Source organism: Maribacter sp. 1_2014MBL_MicDiv, from assembly GCF_001865655.1.
In the GTDB taxonomy this organism is placed as follows: domain Bacteria; phylum Bacteroidota; class Bacteroidia; order Flavobacteriales; family Flavobacteriaceae; genus Maribacter; species Maribacter dokdonensis.
On the sequence record NZ_CP011318.1, the window covers coordinates 2,709,814 to 2,726,338 of the forward strand.

A 16,525-nucleotide genomic window follows, 5' to 3' on the forward strand; every position below is an offset into this window, starting at 1 on the left:
TATAATGAAATTTAAATTTCTCATAACAATTCTGATTATTATACCGCTTTTGGGTTTTGCCCAAGACAAGAAGTCCAAGGCAGATAATCTTTTTTATGGATATCGCTACCAACAGGCAATTGCAGAGTATAAAAAGGAAATGGAAAAGAAACCATTGACTAACTATCAATTACTGAATTTAGCGGACTCATACTTTAGCACGGGTAAATATGATAATGCTTCAGAGCTATATTTAGAGGTCAATAAGAATGACACTATTATGTCTGTGAACAGGTTCAATAAAATGTTGCAAAGCCTTTCTAAAAATTCAGAACGAGATAGAGTGAAAACTTTTCTTAGGTCAAAAGCGGATAAATTATCTCCAGAACTTTTAGAAAACGCAGAGTTCAATTATAGCTTATTGGAAATTCCGGCAAGCAATGAAGATAAAACAATTCGCGATTTAGGGCTTAATAGTCCTCAGGGAGATTTCTCCCCAGCGTTTTATAAAAATGGAATATTATTCAGTAGTAGTAGATCTAGAAATTCTAAAAATGTATATGGGCCTACGGGCGAATCGTATTTGGATATTTATTTTGCTAGAATAAGTTCAACAAATACGCTTTTAGATGTAGAAACTTTTAAAGAAATACCGGCTACCGAGTTTCATAAATCAACACCTTATTACTCAACAAAATTGTCCACGTTCTTTTACATTCTTTCCAACACCGAAGATGGTGAATTAAGTTATGATGAAAATGGGAAGAATGCTTTGGCCATTGGTACGCTTTCAGATAATGGTAGATTTAGATTTATCTTAAAGGATTTAAGTACTTCTTTTTATTATCCATTTTTTGATGATAATACTGAACGATTATATTTTGCGGCAAATTTTGATGATAGTTATGGTGGTACAGACCTATATTATATGTACACCAATAATGGTCAAATAATGTCTGCTCCAATTAATTTGGGACCTAGAATAAATTCGCCCGGAAATGAAATAGCTCCATATATCTATGAAGGAAGCCTATATTTTTCTTCCGACGTTTTTTATGGTCTAGGCGGTATGGATGTTTATAAATCTAATATCCTAGCTAATGAAACATATACCATTCCTGTAAATTTAGGTGAAGGTATCAATTCGGTATCCGATGATTTCGGCTTTATAATCCAGAAGGCTAAGGAGGGTAATGGATTGTCCGGTTTTTTCGCTTCAAATAGAAAAGGAGGAAAAGGTGGGGATGATCTTTATGGTTTTATGCTCGATAAATCACCAGGGTTAAAAACATTTGCTCTTGGGGGCAAGGTGGTTAATCTAAGGAATAAAGCAGGTTTAGAAGGAGCACAGGTAAGACTGTTGAGTCAAAATGGAGATGTTTTAAAGGAAGTTGTGTCTAATTCGGACGGAAGTTTTAGAATCGAGGTGCCATGGATGTCTCAGGTCACCATACAGGCAATGAGTGACGGTTATTCTATTTTCTCCACTACCTACTCTGAAGAAGGGATGGAGGAAATTCAAAATTCCTCTTACAATATGGGGCTTGCCAAAATGGAAGATTTGGTAACGGAACGGGAAGAGAAAACAGTTATTAAATTGGATAAGTTTTATTTTGATAAGGGAAAGTCAACTTTGAATGCTCAAGTAGAGGGGCAATTGAAAAAAGTTATAGACGCAGTAGAACGCTTTCCGCAAATAAGATTAAGAATTCTTTCGTATACGGACAGTAGGGGTAGTAGTTCTTATAATAAAAGATTGTCACAAGACAGGGCCAATACCATTAAGCATTATTTGTTGAACAATGGTTTGGGTTCACATAATATACTTGAGGCTACCGGGTATGGAGAAGAGAATATTGTAAACAATTGTACCAATGGCGCTTATTGTTTAGATTTTCTTCATAAACAAAATGAACGAACACTTTTTGTAGTAGAATAGGGAAAAAAACCTTGCCTACTATAAAATGATAATATAGAAATAGTAAAGCGCAAAGAGGGTGAGAAACAAGATACCTACATAGGTTAAAAATCTTAGCTGCTTATTGGGCCAAAATTTTGGGTCTAGATCACTACTGGTAACATTTTTTAAATTCATGTATCCTACTAATGGCGCTACAACGAAAGATACAAAAGTGGCCAAAGCAACTAAATTTCCCATGTTTGCACTAAACGCGGCAATTACAATAAAGTTGATGAAGGTCAAGATGAGTATTCCTGTGGTGTAAGCGTTTTTTGTGCTATACCATTTCTCTTTTGGTTTTAATAGGGAAATAATATCCAAACTTACCCTTGCCAATGCATCATGTGCCGTCATGCATGTGCTAAACATAGTGGCAAATGCTGAAATTGCTATAAATAGATAGGCCCAAGTGCCAATATGCTCAGTAAATAGGCGAACAACTTGATCCGCAAAGCTTATGGCATTATTACTGAGCTGGGTGTTGGTTCCATATAATGTATACCATCCTATGACCATAAAAAATACCGCAAGAATTGCCGTTATAATATAGCCTATATTAAATTCTTGTAAAGATTCTTTTAAACTTGGCTTTTCTTGATTTTTCCATTTTTCTATGCTCCACAAGCTAATCCAGCTAGAAGCTTCAACGGTCGTTGGCATCCACCCAATTAACCCTATTAAAAAAAGAATTCCTACTTCATTGAAAATAGGTAGTGGTTCAAAGTCCAATGCATGGTCAACCGGTCCTTTGACAATCACTAGTACGGTTGTAACCAATAGCGCAATGAACAATATGCTTATTACAAACTTTAAACTAATCTCCAAGAATTTATATTTTCCAAAAATCAAAAGGGCACTAATAATCAAGAAAAGCGATAAAGCTACAATAGCAATAGAACTATGTCCAATATTAAACAAGTTTATGAATAGCCCTGCAGTAACGGTGTACAATGCCGCTAAGATGGTAAAAGTGGTAACAAATGTTATGATGGCATAGAACCATAAATAACCTTTACCACGGTTTAGGTATCCTTCTATCAATGTTTTATTGGTGACGTTAGTGTACCTTACTCCAAATTCGAAAAATGGATACTTTAATACGTTGGCCAGTATAATAGGTATTATCATAAGCCAACCATATTGGGCACCGGCTTTAGTAGATAGTACCAAGTGAGAGGTGCCAATGGCCATACTGGCAAATAAGATTCCTGGACCTAAATTTTTCAGTACTGTTTTAAAACTTGGCATTACTTATAAGATTGGTTGGTAAGATTAAAAGTAAGCTATTTTATTTCTATAGTGGTGCCATAGAATTTTGGTTGGGTATTTAAAAGCATATCGATAAATACCTTTACCCGTGCCAAATATTCCCTTAGCTGCACTTTTATGCCTTGACTGGTAGAAACGTCTTGAGCGTTAAATCCAATAGCGTTAAGCCCCTTTTGTTTGGCTATATAAATAGCTCTCTCGTTGTGGAATTTTTGCGAGATTACGGTAACATTGTTCAAACCAAAAATAAACTTTGCTCTAAACATTGAGTCTAAAGTCCTAAAACCTGCATAGTCCAAGAAAATTGCCCGCTCAGGAATACCAGCCTTTATCAAATCTTTTTTAAAGGTATCTGGCTCATTATAGTAAATACTGCCATTATCACCACTAACAAGTATAAATTCTATTTTACCGGCATTGTACAACGCTTTTGTGGCATTTATACGATAAGTGTAATACGGATTGGGAGAGCCATTGGTTAGTTTGTTTGAGGTTCCTAAAACTAAACCTACTCTGTTCTTGGGTGTTGATGAGATGTCGGTAAAGGTTTTTCCGTCAGCGGTGTTTGAAATTATGATATTACATGTAAAAATGACGAATACTAACAGTATGAAAAGTAATCCGAGTATTTTGAGAATTTTTTTTAGCATGTAAACTATTTCAATACTAAAGTTAGTAAATAACTTTCGACTTCAATTTGTAAAGTACATAAAATAAAAAACCCCTGAAATCGATTGATTTCAGGGGTTTGTGGTACTCGAGGCGGGACTTGAACCCGCACGCCCCAAAGAGCACAGGATTTTAAGTCCGGCGTGTCTACCAATTCCACCACTCGAGCATACTTGGTTTTTTTAAAAATGTTGCTGAACAACATTTTGCAGAGCGAAAAACGGGATTCGAACCCGCGACCTCCACCTTGGCAAGGTGGCGCTCTACCAGCTGAGCTATTTTCGCAAGTTTATGAACGTGCATCTCTTAAAAGATGCGGGTGCAAATTTAATACAATTCTGTAAATTCCAAAGTAAAAAAGTGTAAAAGAATTAAATATTTTATGATGTCGCCTTTTTGTCCTTGGTTAACAGACGTTTAATCTCATTTAATTTCATTAATGCTTCTACAGGTGTGAGCGTATCTATGTCCAAATGGGTTATTTCATCCTTTATTTCTTCCAATAACGGATCGTCCAAATTGAAAAAACTAAGTTGCATTTCGTCAGAATCGTTTATAAGCTTATCCGTAACCTCACCACTTACATGTTTGTTTTCTAATTTTTTTAGAATCTTGTTGGCTTTTTGAATTACTTGTTGTGGCATACCGGCCATTTTAGCTACATGAATACCAAAACTATGTTCACTACCTCCGGGGATTAATTTTCTTAAGAAGAGAACGTTGTCTTTTAGTTCTTTGATAGCTACATTGAAATTTTTAATACGGCCAAAGGTATTGGTCATTTCATTTAGCTCGTGATAATGGGTGGCGAACATGGTTTTTGCCCTTGCTGGGTGCTCATGTAAATACTCGGATATGGCCCAGGCAATAGAAATACCATCATAGGTACTGGTACCACGACCTATTTCATCTAACAGTACCAAGCTACGCTCAGACAGGTTGTTAAGAATAGAGGCGGTTTCGTTCATTTCGACCATAAAAGTAGATTCGCCCATTGAAATGTTGTCGCTGGCTCCTACACGGGTAAATATTTTATCAACGACGCCAATTTTAGCCGTTTCCGCAGGAACAAAACTTCCCATTTGTGCCAATAGCACTATTAATGCCGTTTGCCTTAGTAATGCGGATTTACCACTCATATTGGGACCGGTGATCATTATGAATTGTTGATTGGATCTGTCTAACTGTAAATCGTTTGCAATGTACTGTTCTCCTAATGGTAATTGTTTTTCAATGACAGGGTGTCTTCCTTCGGTAATCTCTAAATCAGTAGAGTCGTTCAATGTAGGGCAGTTATAGGCATTCTCTTTTGCCAATTGGGCAAATCCGCAAAGACAGTCTAACTGTGCAACCAGGTGTGCATTGTTCTGTACGGGGGTAATGTATTCTTGCATCCACACAACCAATTGAGAGAAAAGCTGCTGTTCCAAGGTTAGAATACGGTCTTCAGCTCCTAAAATTTTTGCTTCATATTCTTTTAGTTCTTCGGTAATGTAGCGTTCTGCATTGACCAAAGTTTGCTTACGTGTCCAATTTTCCGGAACCTTGTCTTTATGGGTATTTCTTACTTCTATGTAATATCCAAAAACATTGTTGGACGCTATTTTTAGGGATGTAATGCCGGTTGCAGCTGTTTCCCTTTCCAACATATTATTTAAATAGTTCTTTCCAGATGTGGCTAAACCTCTTAGTTCGTCTAGCTCTTCTGAAAATCCTTGGGCTATAGTGCTACCTTTTAAAATGTTTATAGGTGCCTCTTCGCTAAGCATTTCTTTGATTTTAGCCCTTAACAAGTCGCAGGATTGTATTTGATCCCCTGTAAGTGCCAAAGATTCGTTTTCAGATGAAGTAGCCAATTGTTTGATAGGTATTAAAGCTTCGAGCGAATTCTTTAATTGAACCACTTCTTTAGGGTTTACTTTTCCTGTAGCTACCTTAGAGATCAATCGCTCTATATCGCCCATCTGCTTAATATGGTGCTGAAATTTTTCTAATGTCACCTCATTTTGGTGTAAGTAAGAAACAATTTCCTGTCGCCGGGTAATTTTTTGCAGGTTCTTAAGGGGTAGTGCAAGCCATCGTTTTATCATTCGCCCACCCATGGGTGATATCGTTTTGTCGATAACATCTAAAAGCGTCACCGCGTTTACATTGGTGGAATGATAGAGTTCAAGGTTCTTAATGGTAAACCTATCCATCCATATATAATCATCTTCAGCAATACGTTGTAATTTTGATATATGCTGTAATTGTCTGTGCTGTGTTTCTCCTAAATAGTGTAAAACGACCCCAGATGCTATAATCCCACAGGTTAGATGGTCAACGCCAAAACCTTTTAAGGTGTTGGTGTTAAAGTGTGAGGTAAGATTTTCCAAGGCATAATCTTCTTGGAAAACCCAATCTTCTAAATAAAAGAGATGGTGGTTTTTACCGAAAACATCTAAAAACTCTTTCTTATGGGCTTTAGATATCAATACCTCATTAGGTGAAAAATTTTGTAATAATTTATCAATTTGTTCTTCGCTGCCTTCAGAAGTTAAAAATTCACCTGTAGAAATATCAACGAATGAAATCCCTATTTTTTTCCTTCCAAAATGAATAGCACAAAGAAAATTATTGGTCTTTGAGTTTAAGATGTCATCGTTCATGGCTACCCCAGGTGTAACCAATTCCGTAACTCCTCTCTTTACAATGGTTTTGGTCTGTTTAGGGTCTTCTAATTGGTCGCAGATAGCAACGCGTTGCCCCGCTTTAACCAATTTGGGTAAATATGTGTTCAATGAATGGTGGGGAAATCCGGCCAATTCTGTTCGTTCTCCACCATTATTTCTATTGGTCAGTATAATACCAAGAATACGTGAAGCCTTCACTGCATCTTCACCAAAAGTTTCATAAAAATCACCTACTCTAAAAAGCAATAGGGCATCAGGATATTTGGTCTTGATGGTGTTATATTGCTTCATTAAAGGGGTTACCTTTTTTGTTTTGCTTTTTTCCGCCACTTTATCTTTATCTCATTAATTTTGCACCTTCACGAAAATATGGTTTTATCCCTGAAATTTTAATTATTGTTGATATTTGAGGATAAGTTTACGATCATATTGTGCTAATGAAATTGAATTGGGACTATGAGGAAATTACGAAATGATGAACTGGGTAGAATAGATGTTGAAGCATATAAAAGCGCAGGTAAATCACCAATTATAATTGTACTTGATAATATAAGAAGTTTAAATAATATTGGTTCGGTTTTTAGAACGGCCGATGCTTTTCTTGTTGAAAAAATATATTTATGCGGTATAACGGCTACTCCTCCTCATAAGGATATTCATAAAACTGCCCTAGGCGCAACCGATAGTGTAGATTGGGAATATGTTCCAGATACAATAGAATTGGTTGAAAGGCTTAAAAATGAAGGATGTCATGTAATTTCTGTAGAACAAGCAGAGAATGCAACTCAATTGAATGATTATGCTCCTGCAAAAGAAAAGAAGCAGGTCCTAGTTTTTGGAAACGAGGTTAAAGGTGTTGCTCAAAATGTGGTTACGGCAAGTAACGAAGTATTGGAAATACCTCAATTTGGGACTAAGCATTCCTTAAATATTTCGGTTAGTGTGGGTATCGTAGTTTGGGATTGCTGGAGTAAAATTAACGCATAAAAAAACCTGGTCGTAGACCAGGTTTTTAAGTATAGTTTGAGTTAGTTAGTTGCACGTATGCCTTCACAATAAAAGATTTTCTTTTCATTTACGCAAGAAATCCGGTAATTTATTATTGATATAAATTGGTCAGGGCGAAGTCTTCAATCTTGGTTAAAACCGTTTCGTAATCATTGCTGCTACTTACAAAATCTAAGGCACTAACGTCTATAATTAGTTGGTTTTCTTTAGGGTAGGTGCGTAAAAAGTCAAAATAGCCTCTATTGATTTTTTCTAAATAGGTAAGTTCAATATTCTGTTCGTAGTCTCTTCCTCGTTGCTTGATTTGTTGTAATAGTCGTTCTGTAGTTTGATACAGATAAACGTAAATTTTAGGTTTTTTAACTTCTTTGTACATGAAGTTGAATACTTTTCTATATAGGTCAAACTCGTTTTGTTGTAGGGTGACCTTGGCAAATATTAGGGATTTATAAATGTCATAATCACTTACCATGAAACTTTTAAAAAGATCTAATTGATTGGTGTCTTCTGTGAATTGCTGATAGCGGTCTGCTAAAAATGACATTTCTAATGGAAAAGCATATCTGGATTGGTCAATATAAAAATTAGGTAAAAAAGGGTTTTCGGCAAATCGTTCTAGAATTAATTTTGCATTGAAATCTTCAGCAATTTTTGTGGCCAAGGTTGTTTTTCCAGCACCAATATTACCTTCTATAGCTACATATTGTAAACTGGCAAAAAACGTATGTCTATTTTTAAAAAGCTTGGGAACTTGTTTGGTAATGGTGCTCTTGTCCTTACATTCTTGTAATAAATTGCGGGTGTCTTTATTAAAGATAGGATGGTAAAACTGGGGTGAAATATCGGCAAGAGGTTTTAAAATAAATTTTCTCTCTTGCATTTTTGGGTGCGGTATTGTAAGCGTTTCGGTATTTATAACCTCTTTTTCATAATATATAATATCAATATCCAATGTTCTACTCTCGTACGCGTCGCTGTTTTTTCTTTCTCTTCCAAAAACTGTTTCAATGGCTAATAACTTAACAAGTAGTTCTTCTGGTGTAAGTAAGGTCTGTAGTTCTAAACAGGCATTGAAAAAATCTTCGCCTTCAAAACCCCAAGAAGGGGTTTCATAGGTGGCAGATACTTGTCTTACCTCGCCGGCAACCTTGCCAATTTCAAAAATGGCCTTTTGTAATAATAATTGGCGGTTACCCAAATTACTTCCTATTGATAAAAGTGCTGTTTTGTATACTCCCATAATGTTAGAACAAAATAACTAAAACATATTCACATTAGTTATCTTTGTTAACTATTTAAAAGAAAGATTTAAATGAAGTTTTTAAGAAATTTTCTAGCATCTATTTTAGGTTCTCTATTTGCTTTTGGTATTTTGTTCGTAATGTTTTTAATATTTGTAAGCCTTGTAAGCAGTAGTGAAGATGCTGTTGCGGTAAAAGACAATTCTATTCTTGAGTTACAGTTACAAAGACCAATATCTGATTATACCGGTAGCAATGAGCTTGATCCGTTTGCGGGTATTTTTGAAGAATCACAAGGTTTAGATGAAATTATCCATGCTATTGAGGTGGCTAAAAATGACGACCGTATAAAAGGAATCAGTATCAATAATAATTTTATTATCGCCGGTTTGGCACAGACTCAGGCAATTAGACGGTCTTTAGAGGATTTCAAAGCGGAGGGTAAGTTTATATACGCATACGCAGATTTCTTTATGCAAAGAGATTATTATTTGGCCAGTGTCGCAGATTCTGTTTTTATAAACCCGGTAGGAGTTTTAGATTTCAAAGGACTTTCCACTGAGGTGCTTTATTACAAAGAACTTCAAGAAAAATCTGGCGTTAAGATGGAAGTTATACGCCATGGGAAATACAAAAGTGCCGTTGAGCCCTATTTGGAGAATAATATGAGTGAGGCAAATAGGAGTCAATTGACCGCTTTGTTGCAGTCACTTTGGAATTCAATGGTGACCGATATTTCAGAAACACGTTCTATTTCTGAATCTAACCTGAACGTCATTGCAGATACTTTAGGTGGTAGAACGCCTAACTTTGCAAAGTTATCTGGGTTGGTAGATGATGTAATATTTTATGATCAATATGAAAATAAATTGGCAAATGCGCTGGAAATAAAGAAGGATGATAAGATTAACTATAGTTCTTTAGATGATTATGTAAAGTATTCCAATAAAAAGACTTTGAAATCTGGTGATGATAAAATAGCTGTAGTTTTTGCGCAGGGTGAAATATTTTATGGTGAAGGTGGCCCAAATATCATTGGCCAAGGTATAATTAATGAGGCTTTGATTAAAGCGCGTGAAGATGACAAGGTTAAGGCTATAGTGTTGCGTGTGAATTCACCTGGGGGTAGCGCTTTGACTTCCGATATTATTTGGCGAGAGGTGGAATTGGCAAAAAAAGTGAAACCGGTAATAGTTTCCATGGGTAATGTGGCAGCATCTGGAGGATATTATATTGCTGCGGGAGCTAATAAAATTTTCGCCGAACCTACTACAATAACAGGATCTATTGGTGTATTTGGTACAGTGCCCAATTTAACTGAGTTGGCAGACAATGTTGGTATAAACGCAGAACAGGTTGGCACCAACAAGAATGCAGTAGAATATTCCCTTTTTGAACCAATGCAAGAAAGTTTTAAAAATCAGGTTCAAGAAAGTATTGAGGAAACCTATGAAACATTTTTGCAAAGAGTGTCGCAAGGTAGAGGTATGACAATGGCACAGGTGGATAGTGTGGCACAAGGCAGGGTGTGGAGCGGTACCGAGGCTCTGGAAATTGGATTAGTAGATGAATTGGGTAATTTGGACGATGCTATATCTGCAGCGGCAGAAATGGCAGAAATAGATACTTACGGAGTTAAAAAATTTCCTAAATATAAAAGTGGCTTTGAGCGTTTTATGGAAGATTTGGAAGGTGCAAGCGTAAAAATAAAAGAGAACCTTTTAAAAGATGAAATAGGGGAAGAGGCTTATCAAGTACTTAAGGAATTACAATCTTTTAAAAAGCAAAGTGGGGTACAGGCAAGAATGCCGTTTGCTTTAGATATTAAATAAGTATATGACCTTAAAGGATAGAAAATTAGCACACCGTATTTATCTGTATTTAGGGGCTTTGTTTATTACTTCCCTAGTAGTCTCCAACTTGATTTTTCAAAAATTTTTTTATTGGGATCCCTTCGGGGATTTCACTGTTTTTGGTGTGTCACTTTTTGAAATATCCGTGGGTATTTTGCCTTACCCGATTACATTTTTGATTACAGACCTCATATCTGAAATTTACGGTAGAAAAATGGCTAACCAAATTGTTACGGCAGGTATCTTTGCTTCATTCTTTTCCATGGGTATAATATTGGTAGCTGAGGTTGCCCCCGCTATACCATCCTCGCCTATAGATGATACTACATTTACACAGGTTTTTGCTTTATCGCCAATAGCGGTCTTGGCTTCTATGATTGCGTATTTGTTGGCGCAATATGTAGATGTTGCCATTTATCATTTTTGGAAAAAATTGACAAAAGGGAAGTATTTATGGTTGCGTAATAATTTTTCAACTTTCCTGTCACAATTTCTAGATACGTTTACCGTTGTGGCATTATTATGTGTGTTTAAAGTATTGCCTTGGAATCTTTTTTTCGGACTTGTAGTGAGCGGATTTATTTTTAAGATTTTTATAGCATTTATAGACACCCCTTTTCTCTATTTCTTCGTATATATAATGAGAAAACGTTTTAATCTAAAGCCAAATGAAGAATTGGATTTAGACGTATTAGAATAAGAACAGTAAACTAAACGGTATAAAATTATACTATGGGTAAGAAAATATTGAAGATTGTAGGTGTATTTCTATTGCTAATTTTAATTGTATTGATAGCGGCACCTTTTTTCTTAGAGGCTAAAATTGGAGACATTATTAAAAATAATGTGAATAATAATGTAAATGCAACTTTGGATTTTTCTGAGGCAAACTTAAGTTTGGTCAAAAGCTTTCCAAATGCAGAAGTGAATTTCAAAGATGTGGTGTTAATTAATAAGGCGCCATTTGAAGGTGACACCTTGTTCAAGGCAAATAATTTGGATTTGACCATGGGGATAATGCAGTTGTTTAAAAGTACTGGCGATGCTATTGCCATTAATGATATCAATTTAGAGGGGGCTCTGGTCAATATTGTAGTCGATAAAGAAGAGAATGTAAATTATGATATTGCCATTGCTTCTGAAGCTACAACAACCGCAGAAGAACCTACTTCTACAGATGGTTTTTCTTTTGATCTACAGTCTTATGAAATCACCAATTCAAGAATTTATTATACCGATAATTCTACAGGTATAGCTTTTAAATTGGATGATTTTCAACATAATGGTACAGGAGACCTGTCATTGGCAACTTCTGAATTGGATACGCATACCAACGCTCTTATTTCTTTGGAAATGGATAGTGTTAATTACTTAAACAAGAATAAGATCAAGTTAGATGCACTGATTGGTATAGATTTAAATGAGAACAAGTATTCTTTTTTAAAGAATGAGGCCTTAATCAATCAATTACCATTGGTGTTTGATGGTTTTGTTAAGTTGAACGATACCAGCCAAGAAGTTGATTTAACTTTCAAAACTCCGTCATCCGATTTTAAAAATTTCTTAGCTGTAATACCGGAAATTTATTCTAAGAATATTGAAAATGTGACCACAACAGGTGATTTTGCTGTAAATGGTAATTTTAACGGAGTGGTGGATGAAACCCATATTCCCAAATTTCACATAGAACTTAAATCTGATAATGCATCTTTTAAATATCCAGATTTACCTAAAGCGGTTAAAAATGTGTTTTTTGATGTTCAGATAGACAATAAAACAGGAATTGTTGAAGACACTTACGTTAATATCAACAAAGCATCGTTCATGATAGATGAAGATAAGTTTAACCTTACTTCCAATATTACCGAGCTTATGGGTAATACAAAGGTTAAGGCACATATGGATGGAAATATGAACTTGGCCAATATTTCTAAAGCATATCCGGTACCAGCTGAATATAATCTAAAAGGAATGTTGAAGGCTGATATTACAACTGCTTTTGATATGGCTTCAGTAGAAAAAGAGCAATATGAGAAAACGAGTACTACAGGAGATTTGAGCTTAACAGATTTTGAATATAACTCAGACGAACTTGCAAATCCGGTAAAGTTTAAGGCGGCACGTTTAACCTTTAACCCTAAGACAGTTACCTTAAACAACCTGAATGGTACTACAGGTACAACGGATTTTGATGCAACAGGAACTATAAACAACCTTTTAGGTTTCATGTTCAACGATGAAAAGGTAGAAGGTAATTTTAACTTGAAGTCTAATACTTTTGCTTTAAGCGATTTTATGGTTGCCGAGACAGAGATAACATCTTCTACAGGTGAAAATGAATCAACTGGAGGAAATACGGTTGAAGAAGAAAAAATTAAAATCCCTTCATTCTTGGACGCTACAATCAATGCAGATGCTAAAAAAGTGATATATGATAATATCGTCTTAAGCGATGTAACCGGTGTTTTAAAAATTAAAGATGAAACGGCAACACTAAGTAATATGTCTGCCGGAATGTTTGGTGGGAAAATAGGGTTTAATGGACAAGTGTCTACTAAAACGGAAACTCCTACTTTTAACATGAATCTAGATCTAAATCAATTGGGTATTCAAGAAACTTTTGCTTCCGTAGATCTTTTTAAAGCAATAGCTCCCATAGCTCAAATGTTGAATGGAAAATTAACCTCGGATATTTCTTTATCAGGGAATTTGACAGATGATCTTTTGCCGAACCTACTGTCCCTGAGTGGCGATTTATTTGCCGATATCATGACAGAAGAAGTAAATACTGAATCTGCGCCGGTATTAAACACTCTTGTTTCTAAATTGAATTTTATAGATGTAAATCAGTTGAATTTAAAAGATATTAAAACATCATTGTCTTTTAAAGATGGTGTAGTTGCGGTGAAGCCGTTTACATTGAATTATAAGGATATTGCTATTAATGTAGATGGTAACCATTCTTTTGATCAAAAATTGAATTATAAAGCATCTTTACAGGTGCCGGCAAAGTATCTTGGGTCTGATGTTACCAAACTTATAGCTAAAATTGATGATGCTTCTTTAACCGATCTAACTATTCCCGTTGTTGCTAGTATTGGCGGGGCGTATAACAGCCCAACTGTTACAACCGATCTAACATCAGGTGTAAAGGCGCTTACTAGTAAATTAATAGAGATTGAAAAGCAAAAGTTGATAAATAAAGGTACTGATAAGGCCAAAGATCTTATTGGTGGTCTAATTTCTGGAAATAAGGCTGCACAAGATTCTGTAAGCGGTGAAACGTCTTCGACCAAAACAAGCGCAAAAGATATTCTAGGCGGAATTTTAGCTACAAAAAAAGATACAGCAACAACCGTTAAGAAAGATTCTACCCCTGCTAAAATTGAGAAAGAAGCGGTGAAGGAAAAAGCTAAGGATATTTTAGGAGGCCTATTCGGAAGTAAGAAAAAAGATAGTACTAACTAATGGTTAAGCCAACATAGTAACCCTCGCTTCCTCTAACGTTGAATACAGTATTATCTTCAAAAATTAAATACTGACCTTTTATACCTTTTAATTTGCCTTCAAAAGAAGGGGTTTTAGTAAGGTTAAGGCTTATAACTTTTGTTGGGTATTGCAACACAGGAAATTCTAATTCCGTCTCTTTGTTGGTTTCTAGGTAATACGGCAATGCTTCCTCTGGTATGTATTGTTTGAGTTTTTCTCGCCATTCTTGTAGATTTTCGTCCACGACATTATTGGTAAGCATGGTTCGCCAGTTTGTTTTGTCTCCAACATGGTCTTTTAGGGCAACTTCGGTAATTCCTGCCAAATAACGGTTAGGTACCTCTACGATTTCAATAGCTTCGTGCGCACCTTGATCGATCCATCTGGTAGGTACTTGTGCTTTTCTGGTGACACCAACCTTAACATTACTAGAATTGGCTAAATAAACAATGTGAGGCTGTAGTTGTACCTTTTTCTCATAAGCTAGATCTCTATCTTCTTGATCTAAATGGGCTTTGCTCAGCTCTGGTCGCATGATCCAGTCGCCTGCAGATGGTATTTCAAAAAAACATGTTCTACAAAAGCCTTGTCTATATATAGGTCTGTCGTTACCGCAGTTAAGGCATTGGTGTTTTATAAATTCTATTTTCAGCGATTTGTCAAGTACTTGGTTCACGTTTAGGAAATCGGACTCAAAAAGCATATAATATTGAATTGGACTTCCTATTTCGGTCTGCATTTTTCTTAGTACTCCTTCGTATTGCATGTTTATTTAGCTTATTGATTTGTCAATTTGAAAATGATAATTAGATACGCTACTTTTAGCAAGACAAAGATACCTATAAATGCCAATTACCCTATTTAATTCTATTGCCTCTTGGTTGCTTAAAAAGCGATTTCACCAGATTGAACTTTTTTTAAAATATCCCGAAGAAGTCCAAGAAGAGGTTTTGTTGCAGTTGTTGGAATTTGCAGAAGATACAGAGGTGGGTAGAACCTATGATTTTGAATCTATTGAATCTTATAATCAATTTAAAGAAAGATTGCCTATTGTTACTTACGAGGAAGTTCAGCCTATAATTGAACGTACCCGGAGAGGGGAACAGAATTTATTTTGGCCAACCAAAGTTAAATTGTTTGCCAAGAGTAGTGGAACAACCAATGCTAAAAGTAAGTTTATACCGGTGAGCGCAGAGGCTTTGGAAGATTGTCACTATAAATCCAGTAAAGATCTTTTATGTCTTTATTTAAATAACAATGAAAATTCACAACTGTTCACTGGTAAAAGCCTTCGTTTAGGTGGTAGTAAAGAGTTATACGAGGATAATGGTTCTTTGTTTGGGGATTTATCTGCCATACTAATAGATAACATGCCCTTATGGGCCGAGTATAGCAGTACGCCTAGTAACAAGGTGTCGTTAATGAGCGATTGGGAAAGTAAGCTTTTGGCCATTATTCATGAAAGTGTTCATGAAAACGTAACTAGTTTGGCCGGTGTGCCATCATGGATGTTAGTGCTTATGAATAAAGTGCTAGAGGAAACAGGTAAGGATAATTTATTTCAGGTGTGGGAAAATCTTGAGGTTTATTTTCACGGTGGTGTAAATTTTAACCCATACAAAGAGCAATACAAAAAGATACTTCCTAAAAGCAATTTTAGATATTACGAAATTTATAATGCCTCTGAAGGTTTTTTTGCCATTCAGGATAGAAATGGTGCAGACGATTTACTGCTGATGTTAGATTACGGTATTTTTTATGAGTTTATACCTATGAACATATATGGCGAATTAAATGAAGAAGCTATACCGTTATGGGATATTGAACTTGGTAAAAACTATGCCATTGTTATAACGACCAATTCTGGTCTGTGGCGATATAAAATAGGAGATACGGTACGTTTTACTTCAAAAAGCCCGTATCGTATTAAAGTTACCGGTAGAACAAAACATCATATTAATGTATTTGGCGAAGAGCTTATAATTGAAAATGCCGAAGAAGCTTTAAAAATAGCATGTGCAAAAACCGGCGCAGAAATAATGGACTACACTGCCGGACCGGTTTTTATGGTCAATAAAGAAAAAGGTGCACATGAGTGGATCATGGAATTTAGAAAACTACCTGAAAATTTTAAAGCGTTTGTTGAGATTTTTGATAATGCATTAAAATCTCTTAATTCTGATTATGAAGCAAAGAGACTTCATAATATTACTTTGAATGCTCCCATAATTCATGAAGCCAGAAAAAATCTTTTTTATGATTGGTTGAAGAAAAATGACAAACTTGGCGGGCAGCATAAGATACCCAGATTGTCTAATAAAAGGGATTATTTAGATGAGCTTTTGCTCATGAACAAGTAATTTGCTCTATACACACTAAATATTA

The 16,525-nt window shown here is 35.6% G+C and carries 11 protein-coding genes and 2 tRNA genes; 6 read left to right on the forward strand and 7 right to left on the reverse strand.

All coding sequences use genetic code 11. From position 1 onward, the window contains the following. Positions 1 to 4 precede the first annotated feature (4 nt). Entirely contained in the window at positions 5 to 1,918 is a 1,914-nt protein-coding gene (locus YQ22_RS11310) for an OmpA family protein (RefSeq protein ID WP_071341290.1), read from the forward strand. A gap of 18 nt (positions 1,919 to 1,936) precedes the next feature. On the opposite strand, the gene YQ22_RS11315 is transcribed toward YQ22_RS11310, so the two are convergent. The 5 genes from YQ22_RS11315 to mutS form a co-directional block, all read right to left on the reverse strand. After that, the gene (locus YQ22_RS11315; RefSeq protein ID WP_071341291.1) at positions 1,937 to 3,187 is read right to left on the reverse strand and encodes an NRAMP family divalent metal transporter; all 1,251 of its coding nucleotides are present in this window, start codon (positions 3,185 to 3,187) and stop codon (positions 1,937 to 1,939) included. A 35-nt stretch (positions 3,188 to 3,222) separates the two neighbouring features. Continuing rightward, positions 3,223 to 3,858, reverse strand: a complete 636-nt coding sequence (locus tag YQ22_RS11320) for a SanA/YdcF family protein (RefSeq protein ID WP_058103906.1) — start codon at positions 3,856 to 3,858, stop codon at positions 3,223 to 3,225. A gap of 101 nt (positions 3,859 to 3,959) precedes the next feature. Further along, positions 3,960 to 4,046 (reverse strand) — tRNA-Leu (locus YQ22_RS11325). A 43-nt stretch (positions 4,047 to 4,089) separates the two neighbouring features. Further along, positions 4,090 to 4,162 (reverse strand) — tRNA-Gly (locus YQ22_RS11330). A 95-nt stretch (positions 4,163 to 4,257) separates the two neighbouring features. Continuing rightward, complete coding sequence (mutS, locus tag YQ22_RS11335; RefSeq protein ID WP_071342569.1) at positions 4,258 to 6,840, reverse strand: DNA mismatch repair protein MutS; 2,583 nt, start codon at positions 6,838 to 6,840, stop codon at positions 4,258 to 4,260. Between the two features lie 165 nt (positions 6,841 to 7,005). On the opposite strand from mutS, the gene YQ22_RS11340 reads away from it, so the two are divergent. Further along, positions 7,006 to 7,536: an RNA methyltransferase gene (locus YQ22_RS11340; RefSeq protein ID WP_071341292.1), complete on the forward strand. Its 531-nt coding sequence runs from the start codon at positions 7,006 to 7,008 to the stop codon at positions 7,534 to 7,536. 112 nt (positions 7,537 to 7,648) lie between these two features. Here the strand turns inward: YQ22_RS11340 and folK are convergent, their stop codons facing one another. After that, positions 7,649 to 8,797 carry a 2-amino-4-hydroxy-6-hydroxymethyldihydropteridine diphosphokinase gene (folK, locus tag YQ22_RS11345; RefSeq protein ID WP_071341293.1) on the reverse strand — a complete coding sequence of 383 codons (1,149 nt, stop codon included), beginning with the start codon at positions 8,795 to 8,797 and terminating at the stop codon, positions 7,649 to 7,651. A 72-nt stretch (positions 8,798 to 8,869) separates the two neighbouring features. Between folK and sppA the strand changes: the two genes are divergently transcribed. Genes sppA through YQ22_RS11360 form a run of 3 tightly spaced genes read left to right on the forward strand, consistent with a single transcriptional unit; the run spans position 8,870 to position 14,119 of the window. Further along, complete coding sequence (gene sppA, locus YQ22_RS11350) at positions 8,870 to 10,630, forward strand: signal peptide peptidase SppA (RefSeq protein WP_071341294.1); 1,761 nt, start codon at positions 8,870 to 8,872, stop codon at positions 10,628 to 10,630. A gap of 4 nt (positions 10,631 to 10,634) precedes the next feature. Beyond that, positions 10,635 to 11,351 carry a queuosine precursor transporter gene (locus YQ22_RS11355; RefSeq protein ID WP_071341295.1) on the forward strand — a complete coding sequence of 239 codons (717 nt, stop codon included), beginning with the start codon at positions 10,635 to 10,637 and terminating at the stop codon, positions 11,349 to 11,351. A gap of 32 nt (positions 11,352 to 11,383) precedes the next feature. Next, positions 11,384 to 14,119 (forward strand): AsmA-like C-terminal region-containing protein, encoded by a 2,736-nt coding sequence (locus YQ22_RS11360; RefSeq protein WP_071341296.1) that lies wholly within the window; start codon positions 11,384 to 11,386, stop codon positions 14,117 to 14,119. Here the strand turns inward: YQ22_RS11360 and YQ22_RS11365 are convergent. Beyond that, positions 14,112 to 14,906, reverse strand: a complete 795-nt coding sequence (locus YQ22_RS11365) for a DUF2797 domain-containing protein (protein ID WP_071341297.1) — start codon at positions 14,904 to 14,906, stop codon at positions 14,112 to 14,114. The genes YQ22_RS11360 and YQ22_RS11365 overlap by 8 nt on opposite strands. Before the next feature lie 79 nt (positions 14,907 to 14,985). On the opposite strand from YQ22_RS11365, the gene YQ22_RS11370 reads away from it, so the two are divergent. Further along, on the forward strand, positions 14,986 to 16,500 hold the full coding sequence (locus tag YQ22_RS11370; protein WP_071341298.1) for a GH3 auxin-responsive promoter family protein: 1,515 nt from the start codon (positions 14,986 to 14,988) through the stop codon (positions 16,498 to 16,500). The last annotated feature ends 25 nt before the right edge of the window (positions 16,501 to 16,525 follow it).